At 32.4% G+C, this 20156-nt stretch carries 19 protein-coding genes and 3 pseudogenes; 13 read left to right on the top strand and 9 right to left on the bottom strand.

Annotated features, from left to right (window positions below; all coding sequences use genetic code 11):
* Window positions 1-34: 34 nt before the first annotated feature.
* Window positions 35-645: pseudogene (locus DYE57_RS08140) on the bottom strand (YktB family protein).
* A gap of 177 nt (window positions 646-822) precedes the next feature.
* Between DYE57_RS08140 and DYE57_RS08135 the strand changes: the two are divergent.
* Window positions 823-1656, top strand: coding sequence for an inositol monophosphatase family protein (locus DYE57_RS08135; RefSeq protein WP_115313599.1), 834 nt, complete (start codon window positions 823-825; stop codon window positions 1654-1656).
* A gap of 431 nt (window positions 1657-2087) precedes the next feature.
* Here DYE57_RS08135 and DYE57_RS08130 read toward each other — a convergent pair whose 3' ends face one another.
* Window positions 2088-2279 (bottom strand): DUF5325 family protein, encoded by a 192-nt coding sequence (locus DYE57_RS08130; protein WP_115313598.1) that lies wholly within the window; start codon window positions 2277-2279, stop codon window positions 2088-2090.
* 99 nt (window positions 2280-2378) lie between these two features.
* Between DYE57_RS08130 and typA the strand changes: the two genes are divergently transcribed.
* Entirely contained in the window at window positions 2379-4226 is a 1848-nt protein-coding gene (gene typA / locus DYE57_RS08125; RefSeq protein ID WP_115313597.1) for a translational GTPase TypA, read from the top strand.
* A gap of 48 nt (window positions 4227-4274) precedes the next feature.
* Here typA and DYE57_RS08120 read toward each other — a convergent pair whose 3' ends face one another.
* A complete protein-coding gene (locus DYE57_RS08120) occupies window positions 4275-4469 on the bottom strand; it encodes a DUF2197 domain-containing protein (RefSeq protein ID WP_115313596.1) in 195 nt (64 codons plus the stop codon).
* Window position 4470: 1 nt separating this feature from the next.
* Entirely contained in the window at window positions 4471-4953 is a 483-nt protein-coding gene (locus tag DYE57_RS08115; protein WP_115313595.1) for a hypothetical protein, read from the bottom strand.
* Window positions 4954-5102: 149 nt separating this feature from the next.
* On the opposite strand from DYE57_RS08115, the gene DYE57_RS08110 reads away from it, so the two are divergent.
* The 3 genes from DYE57_RS08110 to DYE57_RS08100 all read left to right on the top strand — a co-directional run bounded on the left by DYE57_RS08110 (window position 5103) and on the right by DYE57_RS08100 (window position 10903).
* Window positions 5103-5378 carry an Fpa/YlaN family protein gene (locus tag DYE57_RS08110; protein WP_115313594.1) on the top strand — a complete coding sequence of 92 codons (276 nt, stop codon included), beginning with the start codon at window positions 5103-5105 and terminating at the stop codon, window positions 5376-5378.
* A 438-nt stretch (window positions 5379-5816) separates the two neighbouring features.
* On the top strand, window positions 5817-7040 hold the full coding sequence (gene ftsW / locus DYE57_RS08105) for a cell division peptidoglycan polymerase FtsW (RefSeq protein WP_115313593.1): 1224 nt from the start codon (window positions 5817-5819) through the stop codon (window positions 7038-7040).
* A gap of 416 nt (window positions 7041-7456) precedes the next feature.
* Entirely contained in the window at window positions 7457-10903 is a 3447-nt protein-coding gene (locus DYE57_RS08100) for a pyruvate carboxylase (RefSeq protein WP_115313592.1), read from the top strand.
* Between the two features lie 177 nt (window positions 10904-11080).
* On the opposite strand, the gene DYE57_RS08095 is transcribed toward DYE57_RS08100, so the two are convergent.
* Window positions 11081-11989, bottom strand: a complete 909-nt coding sequence (locus DYE57_RS08095; RefSeq protein WP_115313591.1) for a COX15/CtaA family protein — start codon at window positions 11987-11989, stop codon at window positions 11081-11083.
* 324 nt (window positions 11990-12313) lie between these two features.
* Here DYE57_RS08095 and cyoE point away from each other — a divergent pair, with 324 nt between their 5' ends.
* The 4 genes from cyoE (at window position 12314) to DYE57_RS08075 (ending at window position 15474) form a co-directional block, all read left to right on the top strand.
* A complete protein-coding gene (cyoE, locus tag DYE57_RS08090; RefSeq protein WP_115313590.1) occupies window positions 12314-13225 on the top strand; it encodes a heme o synthase in 912 nt (303 codons plus the stop codon).
* 25 nt (window positions 13226-13250) lie between these two features.
* Window positions 13251-13712 carry a DUF420 domain-containing protein gene (locus tag DYE57_RS08085; RefSeq protein WP_115313589.1) on the top strand — a complete coding sequence of 154 codons (462 nt, stop codon included), beginning with the start codon at window positions 13251-13253 and terminating at the stop codon, window positions 13710-13712.
* Window positions 13713-13968: 256 nt separating this feature from the next.
* Window positions 13969-15021: a CAP-associated domain-containing protein gene (locus DYE57_RS08080; protein WP_115313588.1), complete on the top strand. Its 1053-nt coding sequence runs from the start codon at window positions 13969-13971 to the stop codon at window positions 15019-15021.
* An 18-nt stretch (window positions 15022-15039) separates the two neighbouring features.
* On the top strand, window positions 15040-15474 hold the full coding sequence (locus DYE57_RS08075) for a YlbF/YmcA family competence regulator (protein ID WP_115313587.1): 435 nt from the start codon (window positions 15040-15042) through the stop codon (window positions 15472-15474).
* Between the two features lie 167 nt (window positions 15475-15641).
* On the opposite strand, the gene DYE57_RS08070 is transcribed toward DYE57_RS08075, so the two are convergent.
* A complete protein-coding gene (locus tag DYE57_RS08070) occupies window positions 15642-16049 on the bottom strand; it encodes a hypothetical protein (protein WP_115313586.1) in 408 nt (135 codons plus the stop codon).
* 310 nt (window positions 16050-16359) lie between these two features.
* Window positions 16360-16500: a hypothetical protein gene (locus DYE57_RS12400; protein ID WP_232619663.1), complete on the bottom strand. Its 141-nt coding sequence runs from the start codon at window positions 16498-16500 to the stop codon at window positions 16360-16362.
* Between the two features lie 234 nt (window positions 16501-16734).
* Between DYE57_RS12400 and DYE57_RS12395 the strand changes: the two are divergent.
* Window positions 16735-17165 (top strand): annotated as a pseudogene (locus tag DYE57_RS12395) (DUF1433 domain-containing protein).
* A gap of 99 nt (window positions 17166-17264) precedes the next feature.
* On the opposite strand, the pseudogene DYE57_RS08060 reads toward DYE57_RS12395, so the two are convergent.
* Window positions 17265-18124: pseudogene (locus DYE57_RS08060) on the bottom strand (glycerophosphodiester phosphodiesterase family protein).
* Window positions 18125-18380: 256 nt separating this feature from the next.
* Between DYE57_RS08060 and DYE57_RS08055 the strand changes: the two are divergent.
* The gene (locus DYE57_RS08055; RefSeq protein WP_115313585.1) at window positions 18381-18632 is read left to right on the top strand and encodes a DUF2129 domain-containing protein; all 252 of its coding nucleotides are present in this window, start codon (window positions 18381-18383) and stop codon (window positions 18630-18632) included.
* Window positions 18633-18642: 10 nt separating this feature from the next.
* On the opposite strand, the gene DYE57_RS08050 is transcribed toward DYE57_RS08055, so the two are convergent.
* On the bottom strand, window positions 18643-19032 hold the full coding sequence (locus DYE57_RS08050) for a DUF7147 family protein (RefSeq protein ID WP_115313584.1): 390 nt from the start codon (window positions 19030-19032) through the stop codon (window positions 18643-18645).
* Between the two features lie 66 nt (window positions 19033-19098).
* Between DYE57_RS08050 and rsmD the strand changes: the two genes are divergently transcribed.
* Both rsmD and coaD read left to right on the top strand, forming a co-directional pair.
* The gene (gene rsmD / locus DYE57_RS08045) at window positions 19099-19641 is read left to right on the top strand and encodes a 16S rRNA (guanine(966)-N(2))-methyltransferase RsmD (protein ID WP_115313583.1); all 543 of its coding nucleotides are present in this window, start codon (window positions 19099-19101) and stop codon (window positions 19639-19641) included.
* A 1-nt stretch (window position 19642) separates the two neighbouring features.
* On the top strand, window positions 19643-20128 hold the full coding sequence (gene coaD, locus DYE57_RS08040; RefSeq protein ID WP_115313582.1) for a pantetheine-phosphate adenylyltransferase: 486 nt from the start codon (window positions 19643-19645) through the stop codon (window positions 20126-20128).
* Window positions 20129-20156 lie beyond the last annotated feature (28 nt).

Genomic DNA, 20156 nt, shown 5'->3' with positions numbered 1-20156 from the left:
TTTTAATTTTTTTCATCACTCAAGCTTATTATGATTATTGATAGAATTTTAAGAACTCGTCAAATGTTTCCTCTACAAATTGTAAGAAGACTTTATCACTTTTAAGTCTTTGATCTGAAGGCGCTAGAGTTCTAGAAATGAAAAATTCACCTTTTTTTACATGTTTAACACGGTCAATAGCTTCGTGTAGCTCCTCATCGTTAAAATCTTTAATCAAAGGTTTTTCTACTTTCATATGATCTAAACATACGCTATAGTCATTAGGTAATGACGTTAATTGATCAAAGTGCTTATCAAAAACTTTGACTTTTTCTTTTTTATTCTTACCTTCATGCATAATTCCAAACATAACAAATAATTGGTCTCTAAATAAACCGATTTGAAAGTGTGGAAGCATTTTGTAACCGCGTTTATTAGGAGCAAAGGCTACCCACGTATCAATAGGGGGGTGATACTTCTTCTTGCATGTTTAGCTACGTGAGGATAAAAATCTTCACCAGTTTGAGAAGTAAAATAATCTGCAAAGTAACTGCCTAAGTTATGAAGTTGTGGTCTAACTAATTCATTAAGTGCTTCCATTCGATGCTCTAAACCATCTACATCAAATGCTTTAAAATCTTTTGGAGCAATTGTATATTTTGTCATTTTATGCCTCCTAATATTTTATTTATAGGTATTGTAGCATAACTTATAGACTTACATCGAAGAATAGATGTAGCAATTACAATAATTTAAATCTAACTAATTAGGGTTAACCAGCATATAATAATATAATTTTCTAAACCATATCATGTATAATGAAATGTAATAGGAGATGATTCGATGGCACTATATGATTTTGCAAAAGGATTAATACTAGAGGCGGGGAATAAAGTAAGATTTATGATGAAAGAGGAGTTAGATATTGAAACAAAATCTAATCCTAATGATCTTGTGACAAATGTTGATAAGGCAACTGAGAACTATTTATATGAGACAATCCATCATAATTATCCTAATCATCAAGTTATTGGGGAAGAGGGGCATGGACATCATTTAAAAGATACTAGCGGTATCATTTGGGTCATTGATCCAATTGATGGAACACTTAACTTTGTTCATCAAAAGGAAAATTTCGCAATATCAATTGGTATTTATCATGATGGGCAACCATATGTCGGATTTGTATATGATGTAATGAAAGATGAGTTATATCATACGAAAGTTGGGGAAGGTTCATATGAAAATAATCGTCAACTTAAATTAATACAAAATACAAATCTTAAAACTAGTATTATAGGGATTAATCCTAATTGGTTAACCAAGCCCGTGGTGAGTGACATTTTTGCTCCAATAGTCAGTGACGCAAGAAGCGCACGTGCTTATGGTAGTGCAGCTTTAGAAATTATCAGTGTAGCAAAAGGGCAATTAGCAGCTTATTTAACGCCTAGATTACAGCCTTGGGACTATGCAGGTGGGCTCATGATTCTTAATGAGGTAGGTGGAATAGGAACAAATTTATTGGGAGAGTCTTTAGAATTAAATCGTCCGAATTCAATTTTAATGGCTAATGAAAAATTGCATGAAGAAATTTTAAACAACTATTTAAATGAACAAAGAGAAACAATTGCTTCGCATCATCAACAAAGGTTTGGTAATAAATTAAGAGAAGATTAGATTGTAGATAAACCTACCTTGAAAAAAGAAAGGTTTGTCTTATATTGTCTCTTTTATATGTTTATCGACTTAATAAAGACAGATTATACATTTTTCTGGATTTTGTTTTTAAAATCTATGATCTGTCTTTATTGTTCATTTCTTTGATTAACACTATCATCACTAATAAAGTTTTTTATACGAAATATAATGAATTTAAATTGGGCATTATTTATGCGCTGACTTCGGAGGAAACAGTCCTAGTTGAAGACTTTAGAAACTCTCACTGATTTATTTGTGTAAAATTTCTGGATCATGATGTAGCCTTAGAAAGCATGCATAAAAAAACTGCCCACATAGTCATAGACTTTGTCGACAGTCTAAAGAGCAGATTAAATCTGCTTTTTTATTATATATAGATTTTGATTAAGTGAATTGAATGATGATAAACCTTATAGCCAATTGTTTTTACGATATTTCTTTTTGACACTGAAACCAACACCGAATGTTGCAATGAGTAGTATAAATGTTAAAATCATCATTGGAACATTTGCAGCACCCAATGCAAAGCTAAATAAAGTTAAAAAAACGACTGCTAAAATTGAGAAGATCCAAAAGATGCTTTTTGATTTTTTTTGTTGCATCCCATACCCCACCTTTTACTTATCTTTTCACTAATCTATGATATAATAAAACAGTTGTAATTAAAAGTGGGAGTTTACTCAAGAAAGGAAATTTATAAAATGACTAAATTAAGAGAAGATGTTCGTAATATAGCGATTATTGCGCACGTTGACCATGGTAAAACAACTTTAGTAGATGAGTTGCTTAAACAATCTGGTATTTTTAGAGAAAATGAACATGTCGACGAACGTGCAATGGATTCTAACGACTTAGAGAGAGAACGTGGTATTACGATTCTCGCTAAAAATACAGCAATCGATTACAAAGGTACGCGTATTAACATTTTAGATACACCTGGTCACGCCGATTTCGGTGGTGAGGTTGAACGTATCATGAAAATGGTAGACGGGGTTGTACTTGTAGTAGATGCCTATGAGGGTACTATGTCTCAAACTCGATTCGTACTTAAAAAAGCTTTAGAACAAAACTTAAAACCAGTCGTAGTCGTTAATAAAATAGATAAACCAGCAGCAAGACCAGAGGGAGTAGTTGATGAAGTACTAGACTTATTCATTGAATTAGAAGCTAATGACGAACAACTAGATTTCCCAGTCGTATATGCTTCTGCAGTCAATGGAACAGCAAGTCTTGGATCTGATAAACAAGATGAAAATATGCAATCATTATATGAAACCATTATTGATTACGTTCCAGCGCCCGTTGATAATCACGATGAGCCATTACAATTCCAAGTCGCATTACTTGATTATAATGATTACGTGGGGCGTATAGGTATTGGACGTGTTTTCAGAGGTAAAATGCGTGTAGGTGATAATGTGTCACTTATTAAATTAGATGGCACAATTAAGAATTTCCGTGTAACTAAAATCTTTGGTTATTTTGGGTTAAAACGTGAAGAAATAGAAGAAGCGCAAGCAGGAGATTTGATTGCAGTTTCCGGTATGGAAGATATTAACGTTGGTGAAACGATTACACCACATGATCATCAAGATCCTCTACCTGTCTTACGCATTGATGAGCCTACACTTGAAATGACTTTCAAGGTTAATAATTCACCATTTGCCGGTCGTGAGGGTGATTACGTCACAGCACGTCAAATTCAAGAAAGATTAGATCAACAACTTGAAACAGATGTATCTTTAAAAGTCACACCAACTGATCAGCCTGATGCATGGATTGTAGCAGGACGTGGAGAATTACATTTATCAATTTTAATTGAGAATATGAGACGTGAAGGATTTGAGTTACAAGTTTCTAAACCTCAAGTTATTTTACGTGAAATTGATGGTGTCTTAAGTGAACCATTCGAGCGAGTTCAATGTGAAGTACCATCTGAAAATGCTGGTGCAGTTATAGAATCTCTAGGCGCACGTAAAGGTGAAATGCTCGATATGTTGACGACTGATAACGGTTTAACACGTTTAATATTTATGGTTCCAGCTCGAGGTATGATTGGTTATACTACTGAATTTATGTCAATGACACGTGGTTATGGTATTATCAACCATACTTTCGAAGAATTCAGACCTCATGTTAAAGCTCAAATAGGTGGTAGACGTAATGGTGCACTCATTTCTATGGACCAAGGTCAAGCCACTGCCTACGCGATTATTAACTTAGAAGACCGCGGTGTCAACTTTATGGAACCAGGTACTGAAGTATATGAAGGTATGATTGTTGGGGAACATAATCGTGAAAATGACCTAACTGTTAATATCACTAAGGCAAAACATCAAACCAACGTACGTTCAGCTACGAAAGACCAAACACAAGCAATGAATCGTCCCAGAATATTAACTTTAGAAGAAGCGTTACAATTTATTAACGATGATGAGTTGGTAGAAGTGACACCTGATAGTATCAGATTGAGAAAGAAAATTTTAAATAAATCAACACGTGAAAAAGAAGCTAAGCGTGTGAAACAAATGATGCAAGAAAATCAATAAGATAAAAAAGGTGCGACCACATTAATATTCTTGTGATCGCACTTTTTTCTATGAATGATGGATTGGTGTATTTGGACTTTCATTTACCATTTGTGATTTACGTTGTTTTGGTGTGTCTAAACGACTTTTACAATCGTCACACATAAATGTACGGATAGGATTATTTCTTAAACGTTTTGCTTCAACAGTGTGTTCATCAATGAATACTTTCGTATCACAAATGATACATTGAACTTCTAGCACACTAAATCACCTCTATATGTATTACGTAGTTAAATTGATATGAGTATCCTTTTTCAGGTATATAAATGAAGCTATCTACAGCGTTGTCATTATATAAACGTTTACCGTCCTTAGCAAATTGGAAAAAAAGATAAGGTAACAATTCCATAGGTACTTCTATAGAATGTTCTTCATTATATAATTTAATCGCTCTAGCATCATTATTCGGTTCGGCATTTTTGAAAAATGGAGTCATATTTATCGCAAATGTACCATCCAGTATTGAACGTTTTTTATATTTTATTTCAGAATTAAGTGTAGGCGGATTGGTCTGACCTTCTAAAATAGCGCGATTCCATTCTCTATTATCATTAAAATTGATAGGTCTTGTACCGTCAAACACGCCACGTTCTAAATCTTCAATACTTACTTTTCTATCATCAAAAATCCAAGTTGTGCTATCTAACGTGATAGGGAACTTGACTGCTCCTTTAATTTGAATCATAAATGCCTACTCCCTATATTTTTTTCTTTAATTATTTTAACACAAAATCGCTTTCACATATTTTAAATTCGCTTGATTTTTAACATCTAGTAAGATAAACTTCAAGTGTGAAGATATTAATGAAATGATAGGGGGGGGGGGAGTATGTCATGGCTAACCAATCGAAATTAAAAAATACGGCATATGACCAATTAAATAAAGATGCAGACAGAATTTTACATCTAATTAAAGTTCAAATGGATAATTTAACTTTACCTTCTTGTCCTCTTTATGAAGAAGTATTAGATACTCAAATGTTTGGTCTACAAAAAGAAGTTGACTTTGCTGTTCAGCTTGGTTTAGTTGATAAAGAAGATGGTAAGCGATTAATACTTAGACTTGAAAAAGAACTTTCTAAATTACATGAAGCTTTCACAAACGTTTAATGCTTTATTTTAATAGATAAGAAACAATTGCCCTAGATTAAAGAGTTGATACTTTATCTTGAAATTATAAATAAGAAGGTATATTGCGTATATAATTAAGTTGTACATAATTCGTCATCGTAACAATGACTGAGATGATATTCAAATTGATATCTTTCTCGGTCATTTTTGTTGTATTCAATTAAAATAGTAGTTTTAGATTATCAAAATTATTGAGTCGATGGCATTTAAAATGTACGCCTCATAATTGTCACTATTGTAGTAGTGAGTATCTTTTTTTGTCTCTCGGCAATTAAGTGACAGTTTTGCTTAATAATATTTGTTTAATCGAAGGGTTCAAGTATATAATAGACAAGACAGCTTTTTAAAAATTGATATTAATTTACTAAGTCAACGAAGTCATAACCTTTAAAATTTCAGAATTGGATGATCTAGTATATGAAAAATTTTAAAAATATAATGAGATATATTGGAAAGACTTCTAAATTTATCGATTATCCATTGTTAATTACATATGTTGTCCTTTGTCTGATTGGATTAGTCATGGTTTATAGTGCGAGTATGGTTGCTGCGACTAAGGGAACATTAACGGGTGGTGTTCCTGTTACAGGAACTTACTTTTATAATAGACAACTTTTATATGTCATTATGAGTGTGATTATTGTTTTCTTTATGGCATTTATCATGAACGTGAAAGTATTGAAAAAGCCTAATGTTCAAAAAGGAATGATGATTGGTATTTTCGTGTTACTATTGTTAACGCTAGTAATAGGTAAAAATATCAATGGTTCCAAAAGTTGGATAAACTTGGGTTTTATGAACTTACAAGCATCTGAGTTATTGAAAATTACTATTACTCTTTACATACCATTTATGATTGAAAAGAAAATGCCAGCAGTTAGACAAAATATCAAGTTAATTTTAGGTCCGATTCTATTTGTAGTTACTTGTTTGATTCTAGTGCTTTTCCAAAAAGACGTAGGTCAAACAATGTTAATTCTAATTATATTTTTCTCTATTCTTTTTTATTCTGGTATTGGTGTACAGAATATGTTGAAGTGGGGAACTTTAGTTGCAATTGGATTTTTAATTATCGCTACACTCATGCTGATTTTACACATGGTTCCAAGTTATTTACAGGCGCGTTTTAGTACTTTAACTAATCCTTTTGGTCAAGAGTCTGGGACTGGTTATCATATTTCCAACTCTTTAATGGCAATAGGTAATGGTGGATTATTTGGACGAGGGATTGGTAATAGCATAATGAAATTAGGTTATTTACCAGAGCCACATACTGATTTCATTTTTGCAGTTATTTGTGAGGAATTAGGTCTCGTAGGTGGTTTAATCGTTATATTTTTAGAATATTTCATTGTTTACCGTGCGTTCCAACTTGCCAATAAAACAACATCTCACTTTTATAAATTAGTGTGTGTGGGTATTGCAAGTTATATAGGAAGTCAAACGTTTGTAAATATTGGTGGTATTTCAGCTACGATTCCATTAACTGGAGTGCCTCTACCATTTATTAGTTTTGGTGGTTCTGCCATGATTAGTTTAAGTATTGCAATGGGGCTATTATTAATTACCGCTAAACAAATCAAACAAGATGAGAAACGCAACAAACAACGCAAGCTTGATATGAAACGTCGCTTTCATTAAATGATAATTGAATAACGATTTATAGATGTGTATAGAGTAACAACTTCTTTAATTGATTTTGGTTCTATATTAAATAAGTTTTGTGAGAATTTAAGTATTTTCGCATTTCTTATTTAACTATAGAGCTTTTTTATGGAACTAAGATTTTGTAAATCAAAAGCTCAAACTAGCGTATCATTCATATAGATGATAATATAAAATTATTAACAATAATAAGTTTTCGTTCAATTAACTGAAAACTTATTTGTGAAGGCTTTATACGATTCTGTAGGGGATGTCTAAAAGATAAATTTTACAAATTAGTAAATTATCTTTAACTTTGATACATTACTATAGAATTATTCTGTTATTTAAGATAAAATTTTATTATCTAATAATTTAGAAAATTCGAATTATTCTAAGGGGTGTCTTAGCTTTTGAAACAAATAAAGAAATTACTTGTTGCTAACCGTGGCGAAATTACCATTAGAATTTTTAGAGCAGCAGCAGAATTAAATATAAATACAGTAGCCATTTATTCTAATGAAGATAAAAGTTCACTTCATAGATATAAAGCAGATGAATCTTATTTAGTCGGAAGTGATTTAGGACCTGCTGAAAGTTATTTAAATATTGAAAGAATTATTGAAGTAGCTCTATGTGCAGGTGTTGACGCAATTCACCCTGGATATGGATTTTTAAGTGAAAATGAACAATTTGCACGTCGATGTGCAGAAGAAGGTATTAAATTTATTGGACCACACTTAGAGCATTTAGATATGTTTGGAGATAAAGTGAAAGCAAGAACAACTGCCATTCAAGCTGATTTACCTGTTATTCCGGGTACAGATGGTCCAATTGAGAGTTTTGAAGCAGCACAACAATTTGCTAAAGAAGTTGGCTATCCATTAATGATTAAAGCTACGAGTGGTGGTGGCGGTAAAGGCATGCGTATTGTACGAGAATCAAGTGAACTTGAGGATGCTTTCCACCGTGCTAAATCTGAAGCTGAAAAATCATTCGGCAATAGCGAAGTTTACATTGAAAGATATATTGACAATCCTAAACATATTGAAGTTCAAGTCATTGGTGATGAACAAGGAAATATCATTCATTTATATGAGAGAGACTGTTCTGTACAACGTCGTCATCAAAAGGTAGTCGAGGTTGCACCTTCAGTTGGATTATCTCCAAGTTTGAGAGAACGTATTTGTGATGCAGCTATTCAACTTATGAAAAATATAGAATATGTAAATGCTGGAACAGTTGAATTTTTAGTTTCGGGCGATGAGTTTTTCTTCATTGAAGTTAATCCACGTGTGCAAGTTGAACACACTATCACTGAAATGATTACAGGTATTGATATCGTTAAAACTCAAATTTTAGTTGCAGATGGTGAGTCTTTATTTGGTAACAGAATTGCTATGCCAAATCAAAGTGATATTCAAACTTTAGGGTATGCGATTCAGTGTCGTATTACGACAGAAGATCCAGCTAATGGCTTTATGCCTGATTCAGGAACAATTATTGCTTATCGTTCAAGTGGTGGATTTGGTGTACGACTAGATGCTGGAGATGGATTCCAAGGTGCAGAAATTTCTCCTTACTATGATTCTTTATTAGTTAAATTATCTACACATGCGGTTTCGTTTAAACAAGCGGAAGAAAAAATGGAACGCTCACTACGTGAAATGCGTATTCGTGGGGTAAAAACAAATATTCCATTTCTTATAAATGTTATGCGTAATGAGAAATTTAGAAGTGGTGATTACACAACTAAATTTATTGAAGAGACACCTGAACTCTTTGATATTGCCCCTACGCTTGATAGAGGTACGAAAACATTAGAATACATCGGGAAGGTTACTATTAATGGCTTCCCTAATGTTGAGAAACGACCTAAACCAGATTATGAATCTACATCTATTCCAAAGGTATCTCAAAAGCGTATTAATCAATTAACAGGAACTAAGCAAATTTTAGATGAACAAGGCCCTACAGCTGTAGCTGATTGGGTAAGAAATCAAAAAGATGTTCTTATCACTGATACAACTTTTAGAGATGCTCATCAATCATTGCTTGCGACACGTGTGAGAATGAAAGATATGATGAATATTGCTTCTAAGACTGCTGAAGTATTTAAGGATAGCTTTTCATTAGAAATGTGGGGTGGTGCAACATTTGATGTGGCATATAATTTCTTAAAAGAAAATCCTTGGGAACGTCTAGAGCGCTTGCGTAAAGCAATTCCTAATGTGTTATTCCAAATGTTATTACGTGCGTCTAATGCAGTAGGTTATAAAAATTATCCAGATAATGTCATTAAGAAGTTTGTGCACGAAAGTGCCAAAGCTGGTGTAGATGTATTCCGTATATTTGACTCATTAAACTGGGTTGATCAGATGAAAGTAGCGAATGAAGCGGTGCAAGAAGCTGGTAAAATATCAGAAGGTGCGATTTGTTATACAGGTGATATTTTAAACGTCGAACGCTCTAATGTATATACACTAGAATACTACGTTAAAATGGCAAAGGAACTTGAGAGAGAAGCTTTCCATATTTTAGCTATAAAAGATATGGCTGGATTGTTAAAACCAAAAGCTGCCAATGAACTAATAGGTGAATTAAGAGCTGCTACGCATTTACCTATTCATTTGCATACTCATGATACAAGCGGCAATGGACTATTGACATATAAACAAGCGATTGATGCAGGTGTAGATATTATTGATACAGCTGTTGCATCTATGAGTGGTTTAACAAGTCAACCTAGTGCGAACTCACTTTATTATGCGTTAAATGGCTTCCCACGAAACTTAAGAACTGATATTGATGGTTTAGAAGAGTTAAGTCATTATTGGTCAGTTGTTCGACCTTATTATGTTGATTTTGAAAGTGATATTAAATCTCCGAATACAGAGATTTATCAACATGAAATGCCTGGGGGTCAATATTCTAATTTAAGTCAACAAGCTAAAAGCTTAGGTTTAGGAGAACGCTTTGATGAAGTAAAAGATATGTACCGTCGTGTGAACTTCTTATTTGGTGATATCGTTAAAGTAACGCCTTCTTCTAAAGTAGTCGGTGATATGGCACTTTATATGGTACAAAATGATTTAGATGAAGATGCTGTTTTAAGTGAAGGGTATAAGCTTGACTTTCCAGAATCTGTAGTATCCTTCTTCAAAGGAGATATTGGACAACCGGTTAATGGTTTCAATAGAAAATTACAAGAGATTATTCTTAAAGGCCAAAAACCTATCACTGAGAGACCAGGTGAGTACTTAGAACCAGTTGATTTTGAAGCGATTCGAGAAGAGTTGAGTGAAAAGCAACAGGATGAAGTGACAGAACAAGATATGATTAGTTATGTCCTTTATCCAAAAGTTTATAACCAGTATATTCAAACAAAAGAACAATATGGTAACCTATCTTTGCTAGATACACCAACTTTCTTATTTGGTATGCGTAATGGTGAGACAGTTGAAATTGAAATCGACACAGGTAAACGTTTGATTATAAAACTTGAAACAATTAGTGAGCCGGATGAAAATGGTAAACGTACGATTTATTATGCAATGAACGGTCAAGCACGTCGAATTTATATCCAAGATGAAAATGTGAAAGCTAATGCGAATGTAAAACCAAAAGCTGATAAGTCTAATCCAAATCATATTGGAGCTCAAATGCCTGGTTCAGTTACTGAAGTAAAAGTAGTTGTTGGTGATGAAGTTAAAGCAAATCAATCATTGCTTATTACTGAGGCAATGAAAATGGAAACTACGATACAGGCACCTTTTAATGGTGTGATTAAACAACTGAATGTTGCTAATGGTGACGCTATTGCAACAGGTGATTTACTAATTGAAATTGAAAAGCAATAACAACTAAAGCGACCGACTAGGTTTCCATGTGTAAAATAAGTATGACATATGGTAGCCCAGTCGGTCCTTTTGGTTCACAATAGCGTACATTTAAACATGACAACGCCCATCAAGGTAAAATTAACTTAGTCTACCTCGATGGGCGTTGTTCTATTATTCTATAGAATAATAGCTAAACTATTTAATACTACGTGTGGTTCTTAACATCAGCAAGATGAAATACGCAATCATGCCGAATAAATAAGTAATAAACAATGCATGGAATAGTGCGATGATTAAGTTAACGTTTGTTATTACTGATAACGCACCTGTGATAACTTGTAAAATAACAAGTATAAATGCAGCAGTGTAGCCGTAGCGCACTGTTCGAATAGCTGGATAATTTTTAATAGCATGAATAAATGTAATCATAATCCAGATAAATGTAATCAAAGCCATGCCTCTATGTGCAAATTGCACCCAGTCATGTGCATTATGAGGAACAAAATCATTAAAAGGTACTGGCCATGCACCATACGCAAGACTTGATTTAGTATGTCTAACTAGTGCACCAGTATAAATTGTTAAGTATACAATAATTGCCATTAACCATGTCAATGTACGTAGTGGCTTTTGGATAAACAAGATATCAGCTTCATATTTTTGGTCGACAGAGAAAATGATTAACGTCATGACGAAAACAGATGAGAAACTAATTAATGAAATACCAAAATGTAATGCTAAAACATATACATTTTGTTGCCATATTACTGCTGCCGCCCCTACAAGTGCTTGGACAAGTAAAAAAGAGATACTAATAATTGAAAGTGGTTTAATTTCTTTAATATATCCAATATTCTTCCAAGCGGTAATGACTAACCATAATACAATAATAAGAGAAATCGCTGATACAGCACGATGACTAAGTTCTATAATCGTATGTATGGGTAAGTTTTGTGGAAGAAGTGCACCATTACATAATGGCCATGATGATCCACAACCATCTTCTGATCCTGTTTTAGTTACGAGGGCGCCACCTAATTGTACAAAGGTCATAATAATCGTAGCTAAAACACCTAACCATTTAAGGTTTTGTTTTCTAAACAATGATAAACACCCCATCACTAATTTAAAGTATTAACTTAAAACCCAAAAAGGGGAATCGGTTATTATGAAATCATTGAATCATATTTCAATATACATTCTAACAAATGTTACAATTAAAAAGACACTTGATAGTTAATATCTTTAAATTAATGTATATATTTTTACTTATAATTCATTATAACAAGAATACCGTTTTTAATTGTGTCACAAAATTGACGATTTATAATGTCGTAAAAGTGTCACAATTTAATTTTATTAAACCTAGTCTTTTAGTAAAAATTACTATATCATTAATACTGTATGAAAAATTCAAGGAGGGGAATTATGAGCAGAGAACAAACTTTGTCACACGATACGGGCCGTGTAACCTTCAAAGAATTGCAACAAATCATCAAGATGGGTCTCGTTCAAGGTAACTTAATACCTGCATTTGTAGGCGCTTGGCTTGCAATTGTAATGACAAACCATTCCTTCCTATCTTCCATTCCACAAATACTATTGATGCTTGTAGGATCTACTTTAATTATGGGCGGTGCATGTGCGTTAAATAACTATTATGATCAAGATATTGATCGTATCATGCCAAGTAAACAAGGTAGACCGACAGTCAACGATAGAATATCAGACACGAACTTATTAATATTAAGTTTTGGGATGATGTTAATAGGTGAAGCTTGCTTATTCTTATTAAACGTACCTTCAGGCGTTCTAGGATTAATTGGTATTATAGGATATGTTTCTTATTATTCTATTTGGTCAAAACGTCATACCACTTGGAATACAGTTGTTGGGAGCTTTCCTGGTGCAGTACCACCTTTAATCGGATGGGTAGCCATTGACGGAAGTATCAGTTTAGTAGTTATGGCGTTGTTTTTAGTTGTCTTTTGTTGGCAACCAATTCATTTTTATGCTTTAGCGATTAAACGAAGTGATGAATATTCTCTCGCTAATATTCCAATGTTACCTTCTGTTAAAGGTTTTAAACGTACAAGAGTGAGCATGTTTATTTGGTTAGTACTGTTATTACCATTACCTTTCTTATTATCAAATTTAGGTGTAACTTTTATTGTATTAGCTACACTTCTTAACTTAGGATGGTTAGCTCTTGGCCTCACAACGTTTAAAAAGGGGTCTAATCAAACTAAATGGGCAACACAAATGTTCATTTATTCATTGAACTACTTAGTCGTATTCTTCGTACTCGTTGTTGTTGTTTCATTAATCAAAATGATATAAATTAACTTAAGTAAGGATGAAATTTATGAACGTACCCATTTTACCCACGATAAGTACATCGTGTATTGTTATCAGTGCGATTTTAGTCGCTATTGGTTGGATTTTGATTTGGAAACGCCAAATTCACAAACATAAAAATATTATGCTATGGGCAGCTATTTTCGCATTAACATTCTTTATTATTTATGCTTGTAGAACAATTTTTATTGGGAATACAGCTTTTGGCGGACCAGATTCTATCAAAGTGTATTACACAATCTTCCTAGTGTTCCATATTGTTCTTGCTACAGTCGGTGGCGTATTAGGATCAATTCAAATTATCTTAGCATTTAAAGATAAGTTTAATATTCATAGAAAGGTTGGACCTGTGGCTTCAATCGTTTGGTTCTTCACAGCAATCACTGGTGTAGCTGTATACATTTTATTATATGTACTTTATCCAGGTGGAGAAACAACTTCATTGCTCAAAGCAACTTTAGGTTTATAAATTTTTCGTTTTACTGATAAAGCTTCGATTGAGGTTTTATCAGTATTTTTTTACTTTAAAAGTGACACTCTAATTTCGCACTGCATCGTTGATTATCTAACCTATTGATGTATGAAGTAGTTCGCACTTTAGGAAGAGTATATTAATGAATCAAAAAGATATAGTTATTAAGAATTAGCGTAAGTGTATCACTTATCTTGATAAGTGATATCTAATTTTTGTACAATATATGTAATTCTTTAAAGGTGGGTGAGAGATGAAAAAGTTAGTTATAAAAGTGATAGGCGTTATATTTTTAGTAACTTTTCTAATTTATTTATTTTACTCACCACGTCTTAAATTTGATGTATTAGAGAATCCAAATAAAGGTAGTAAAACGAATCGAACAGAGCAATTCAAACAAACAGATAAAGATGTAGAGAATCCTAAACCTAAAAAGGGTGTAGGAACTTGGATTGGCAAAAATATTAAAACTATGACACATCACTTCGGTCAAGCAGACCGCACATACCCGTACAAACATGGCTATAAGAACTATATATTTAAGAAAAGCAATCAATACTATATTGTAAGTACTAAGAATAATGTCATTACGTCGGTTTATGCGACGGGTAAAGACGTCAAAGTTGATCCTCTTAAAATAGGTGAAAGTGCGGCACATCTTTTTGAAAATACAAGCATTAACCCTGAACCTACGATTAAAGCAAATGGTAAAGCTTATAAATTTGAAATGTCAGATGAAGATTTAAAAACACAAACACTAATTAAATATGGGAGTGTTTATGCACAAGTTTATTCTGATCAACAATCGAACAACATATTAGCGGTGCGCTTTTTGGATGCCAATACATTAGCTACGCTCCAACCTTATAAGTTGAATAGTGAAGAGAATCAAAGTCAAATTGAAGAAAAAACAGATGATTCAATTCCTTATGAACAAAATCCTAATCAATTAATCACTTTATATGAAGTGACAAATAAGATGAGAGAAATGAAAGGGTTAAAGCCCTTAAAGATTAATAGTGATATAGCGCATATTGCTTCAATTAACTTATATGAGGCAACTGATAAAGGTTCAGATAGTGTTGAGTTTACGGAAAATGCGCTTACTCAACAATTAGATGATAATCATGTTACTTATAAGTCAGCTAGTCAAAATGTAGGGTACGATTTTGATGATGTGCCAACACTCATTCATAGCTGGATTAACTCTGACATCCATCGTTCTCGTTTATTAAATAATAAATATGATGAAATGGGCGGAGAAGTGATGCGAGATTATTATTCATTAATTTTTGTTGAAAAGTAAAATGAACAGGAGGATACGATGATTACTGAAGAAACATTATCAATTCTCGATGGTATTGAGGATATTGCAGATATGATTGTACAATCAGAAGTATATCAAGCCTATCAACAAGCTAAAGATGCTTTAGAGAATCATGACGAAGCACACCTGCTTTATCAAGCGTTTCTTAAATCCAAAGATAAATATGATGATGTTATGAGGTTTGGTAAATATCATCCTGATTATAAAACGATTATGATGGAAACCAGACAACGTAAACGCGCTTATGAAATGCTTCCAGTTGTTATGAATTATAAAGCTAAAGAAGTGTCATTACAGAATTTGATAGATGAAGTAATCAGCAAAATTGCGTATGTGGTTTCCGACAACGTTAAAATTGAAGTAGGAAACCCGTTCTTTCAAACAGGACATCATGGTTGCGCATCAGGTGGGTCATGCAACTGTTCATTGTAATAGTTGGGTTGAGATGAAGTAAAAACTTAATTTAACAATAAAAAATACTTTCGAAGGTAAACAAATGAAGAACCGATCGAAAATGTTTTTTGATTATTTAAGTTATAGAAAGAATGAGATAACTGACAAATACTAATAGGAGATGCATCTTTATATAGAAAGATTGATTAATCGATTTCAGTAGTAGAACCTTCGTCATCTTTAACTCTCTTATTCATAATTTGGATAAAATCGTTTTGACTCATGGGGATGTTAAACATTTTATACGATAAACCTAATTTTTGTGCTTCTCTGTATTGGGCTAACTCAGATTTTGACATTTCATGAATGTTACCATCTTTATCAAAAGCATCATAATTAGCAATAGAATGTTGATCTACACTTGGTATATAGAACCCTTTATTAATATGAAGAAAGGCGATAATATTTGAGCCAATTCGGTCCTTTCCAAATGTCAAATTATTAATCATATCATCTGGATGTCCTATATTTCTGACGGTTTGTTCAAATTGACGAGAATCAATTTTATTTTGAAAACTTTTAGAAAACGTTTCATTATATATTTGGAGTATCAAATGTAGTGGCCCCTCAATATTACCAAGCACTGTATTGATTTGAGCATGTACTGAGCCTAAACTGTGAGTTGCACCGTAAATATGACTATTAGGATTATTTCTCTTTTACCGCTTTAGTAAAAGCAACACTTTCTGCCATTTGAGTAAGTACCATTTTTGTAGAAACATTTGATTCTTTTATAAGCATTTGTAATAGGAAACTTACGTTTTAATAAATTAGAGTATTCTGCAAACTAAAACTATTTTTAAAAGCTTCTATAGACATATTATGCGTACTATTAACAATATCATTATCATCAGTAACGGCATTTTAATTTTTATTGATTGTAGTATAATTTAAATTTTTATAATAATTATTAATTTTAGGATTTGTTGTGTTATGATGAAATGAAAGTTGAGCATCTGTGATAATACCATGAATACTTGTTGAATCGATATTAGCATACCCCATAATAATATGATTAGTATCAGTTTTACCATTTTTTCATAGGTGCAAATGCATAGACACGTAAACCATTTTGAGTGTCATCACGTTTTTCAATTACTTTTAAATTTTTTCTTTATAGTACACTTTATGACCAATTGGAAATGATTCATAAGAAGCTTCGGAAATATTTTTAGATATATAATCATTTAATTTCAAATGGAATTCTACTTAGTTAAAATATTATTAGAGATATAAATAATGAATAAAAGTAAACTAAAAATTTATATTACAATCATTATTATATCATTAGTTGTAATACTTTCATATATTTCACACATTAATAAAAAAATCACTATATAGAAACACAAGAAAAAAGAATTTATTTATATTTTAAATATAATCTGAAAAATTATAACTCTATGCAGGTAACCTTATTTAAAAAATCCGATGGGAGTTTACTTTGTAAGTGGTTATGTTAATAAAACAAAAAATATCATTTCAAAGCTCAAATATCGACGGCAGATAATCTTCAATTTATAGATAATTTAATTTATGATCCTAAGACTTTTGGGAAGTTAATAAAAAATGAGGAGGAGGGTAATTTCATATGTATTGATGAAATTATCAAGAAAGAAAATCTAGATAAATCCAAATATGAAGCTAATTCACCGTTATTTTTCTGGTTTTGATTTATATAAAGCAAGACTATTTATTTTATGACGTAGTTTTTACAAACTTAAAGCAACACTTTCCGATAAAATAGAAAATGTTGCTTTTTAGATTGGTGATTAACTGCGAGGTTTATATTTTACTTTTTTTAACGTTTCTTTAAATTGCTTTGCTAAATCTGGGCGATCTGTCACTAAGGTATGAACACCTTTATGATATAGGTCAGCCATTAAATCTATGCTATTCACACCATAATATCCAGGTACGATATTATTTAAGTTTAGCCATTGAATGAAACGTTTAGAAGTCAATGATATCCCTTTAAACTCAACAGGCATTTGGAATGTATCTGCTTGTGATTTGAATGTATGACCTAACATGCCGTTAAATTTAATAAATCCTTCAGTAACTTCTGCTTGACTAGCACCATAGCTATTTCACCTTTACTAAATTTCATGAAGCGGTCAATTTGCTCTTTATGGAAACTGGTAACGAGTACACGATGTTGGGCGTGATGCTTTACAATATTGTCGCATATGACTTGCGGCGCGATACGACCTTCATATGTATCTGGTGCATCTTTTAAATCTACGTTAATATACATATAAGGTGTTTGATCATTAATATCTGTAAAATGATAACCCGCATCTAGACGTTTTAACTTATCTAAAGTGTGTTCACTTACCTCTCCTGAACCATTTGTAGTCCGGTCGACATGGGCATCATGAAATACTATCAGTTTACCATCTTTAGTTAGGAGTACATCTGTTTCAAAGCCATCTAAACCGTATTCAACAGCATTATCAAATGCCAATTGGGTTTGTTCAGGTCTCATTGCCATCCCACCTCTGTGCGCAAATAAGTAGGGTGCTTGTCCAGAGAAGAAAGGTGGGATAGATTTTAAAGTTTTAGAAGACTTATTTTTAAAAAGATAAAATATACTACTTAAGATACCAGCTGTTGCTAATGTACCATTAATAAATCATTTTTTAGTATGAGACATGTTAGAATCCTCCTCGTGTTGATTAGGGTAAGCGTATCAAATAATTACTGATTAATACAATGATAATATCATGGAGATATTCATGACTTGTATTTCTTCATTCATTTTCAGAAAATATAACATAAGTTATATGACAGATTAAAATGCCAAACTGACAAACAGTCATAGTCATTTCAATACTCACTTAGACGTGATATGATAACAATTGTATAAATAATGGAGTGAGCAAGATATGAATATAATTCCAAGAATAAGTTTAATTATTTTTTTGAAACATATGAAACACGAACGTCAAATTAGAAAGTATGGACATATTGTTCATTCAAATAGACAAAGAAAATTTGTAGTCATGTATGTTAATGAAGTACATGCTGATGATATTGTACATAAGCTCATGCAACTTAAGTATGTTCATGATATTCAATGTTCTCCTTACAAATATTTGAAAAAAACATATGAGAAAGAAAAACATGAAATACTATAAGAATTAAAGTTTATTGTAATGGAGGTATCCATCTTTGAAGACGCAAGACGCTAATAAGATAGTTGAAATATAATTTTAAGTCATGGTATGTTTCTGGTGGTTGAACATCGATTCCTACGACTGGAACATCATATTTCTCTGCTTTAGAATTAATAATGTCGAATTTTTTGTTGCCATCAGGATAAGGATACTTCAATACATTGATCATAATATATATTGCTTGAAAGTGATTCTCAGACGTTGGGTTCATAATGATGGCTACTGATGATAGTTGTTTATCAGATTGTGGGGAGTGAAAGTAGACAATTCGATTGATTCGTTTGTGATTGTATTCAATAAGTGTGGTAAATTCGAATAAATCGGTTAAACCTTCACCGATTTTGATAAATGATTGTTTCATAATTTTATCAATCTCCTTTATCATCAAATTATATTAAATAAGTTAATGAAATGGAAGTGTAAGTCAATGCGTGTAATCGCTGGAAAACATAAGAGTAAAGCTTTAGCAAGTTTGGAAGGACGTTATACTCGTCCTACGATGGATAAAGTGAAAGAGGGCATTTTTAATAGTTTACATGATGTTTCAGGGATAGGACTAGATTTATTTGCTGGAAGCGGTGCACTTGGCATTGAGGCACTCTCACGTGGTATGGAGAAAGTCATTTTCGTGGATCAAAACTTTAAAGCAGTCAAAGTGATAAAGTCAAATTTAAACCAATTAGATTTGATGTCACAAGCTGAAGTTTATAAGAACAATGCTGATAGAGCGCTTAAAGCACTTGCTAAACGTGAGATACAATTTGATATCATCCTCTTAGATCCACCTTACAAAAAAGGACTCATAGATGAGGCGATTGAGAGAATTTCGGAGTTTAATTTATTAAAAGAAAATGGTATTATCGTTTGTGAGTTTAGTAATCATGAGAATATTCAAGTTGAGCCATTTCAAATGATTAAACGTTATCATTACGGTTTGACAGATACTTTGTTACTTAAAAAAGGAGAATAATATGAGTAAGACTAGAGCAGTTATTCCCGGAAGTTTTGATCCTATTACATATGGTCATTTAGATATCATTGAAAGAAGTGCAGATCGCTTTGATGAAATTCATGTTTGTGTACTGAAGAATAGTAGTAAAGGTGGAACTTTTGATTCAGAAGAACGAATGAATTTAATTAGAGGATCAGTTGAACATTTATCTAATGTTAAGGTGCATCATTTTAATGGTTTGCTTGTTGATTTTTGTAATCAAGTAGGAGCTAAGACTATTATCAGAGGTTTACGTGCAGTCAGTGATTTTGAATATGAATTGCGATTGACGTCTATGAACAAAAAGTTGAATAGTAATGTTGAAACAATGTACATGATGACAAGTGCAAATTATTCGTTTATTAGTTCAAGTATTGTCAAGGAGGTTGCTGCTTATAAAGCAGATATTTCAGCCTTTGTACCACCAAATGTTGAAAAGGCATTAAAAGAAAAATTTAATGTGTAATGAAACATATGTAAGATTAGCTATAAAG

It is taken from the genome of Staphylococcus saccharolyticus, assembly GCF_900458815.1.
In the GTDB taxonomy this organism is placed as follows: Bacteria; Bacillota; Bacilli; order Staphylococcales; family Staphylococcaceae; genus Staphylococcus; species Staphylococcus saccharolyticus.
Note: the sequence above shows the minus strand (reverse complement) of the source record. Positions and strands in the feature narration are given on the sequence as shown.

Coding starts and splice junctions, on each gene's coding strand:
- DYE57_RS08085 (WP_115313589.1), top strand. CDS start 13,251: ATGAACGTACCCATTTTACCCACGATAAGTACATCGTGTATTGTTATC.
- DYE57_RS08080 (WP_115313588.1), top strand. CDS start 13,969: ATGAAAAAGTTAGTTATAAAAGTGATAGGCGTTATATTTTTAGTAACT.
- DYE57_RS08130 (WP_115313598.1), bottom strand. CDS start 2,279: ATGCAACAAAAAAAATCAAAAAGCATCTTTTGGATCTTCTCAATTTTA.
- typA (WP_115313597.1), top strand. CDS start 2,379: ATGACTAAATTAAGAGAAGATGTTCGTAATATAGCGATTATTGCGCAC.
- DYE57_RS08115 (WP_115313595.1), bottom strand. CDS start 4,953: ATGATTCAAATTAAAGGAGCAGTCAAGTTCCCTATCACGTTAGATAGC.
- cyoE (WP_115313590.1), top strand. CDS start 12,314: ATGAGCAGAGAACAAACTTTGTCACACGATACGGGCCGTGTAACCTTC.
- DYE57_RS08075 (WP_115313587.1), top strand. CDS start 15,040: ATGATTACTGAAGAAACATTATCAATTCTCGATGGTATTGAGGATATT.
- DYE57_RS08110 (WP_115313594.1), top strand. CDS start 5,103: ATGGCTAACCAATCGAAATTAAAAAATACGGCATATGACCAATTAAAT.
- DYE57_RS08135 (WP_115313599.1), top strand. CDS start 823: ATGGCACTATATGATTTTGCAAAAGGATTAATACTAGAGGCGGGGAAT.
- ftsW (WP_115313593.1), top strand. CDS start 5,817: ATGAAAAATTTTAAAAATATAATGAGATATATTGGAAAGACTTCTAAA.
- coaD (WP_115313582.1), top strand. CDS start 19,643: ATGAGTAAGACTAGAGCAGTTATTCCCGGAAGTTTTGATCCTATTACA.
- rsmD (WP_115313583.1), top strand. CDS start 19,099: ATGCGTGTAATCGCTGGAAAACATAAGAGTAAAGCTTTAGCAAGTTTG.
- DYE57_RS08055 (WP_115313585.1), top strand. CDS start 18,381: ATGAATATAATTCCAAGAATAAGTTTAATTATTTTTTTGAAACATATG.
- DYE57_RS12400 (WP_232619663.1), bottom strand. CDS start 16,500: ATGGGGTATGCTAATATCGATTCAACAAGTATTCATGGTATTATCACA.
- DYE57_RS08050 (WP_115313584.1), bottom strand. CDS start 19,032: ATGAAACAATCATTTATCAAAATCGGTGAAGGTTTAACCGATTTATTC.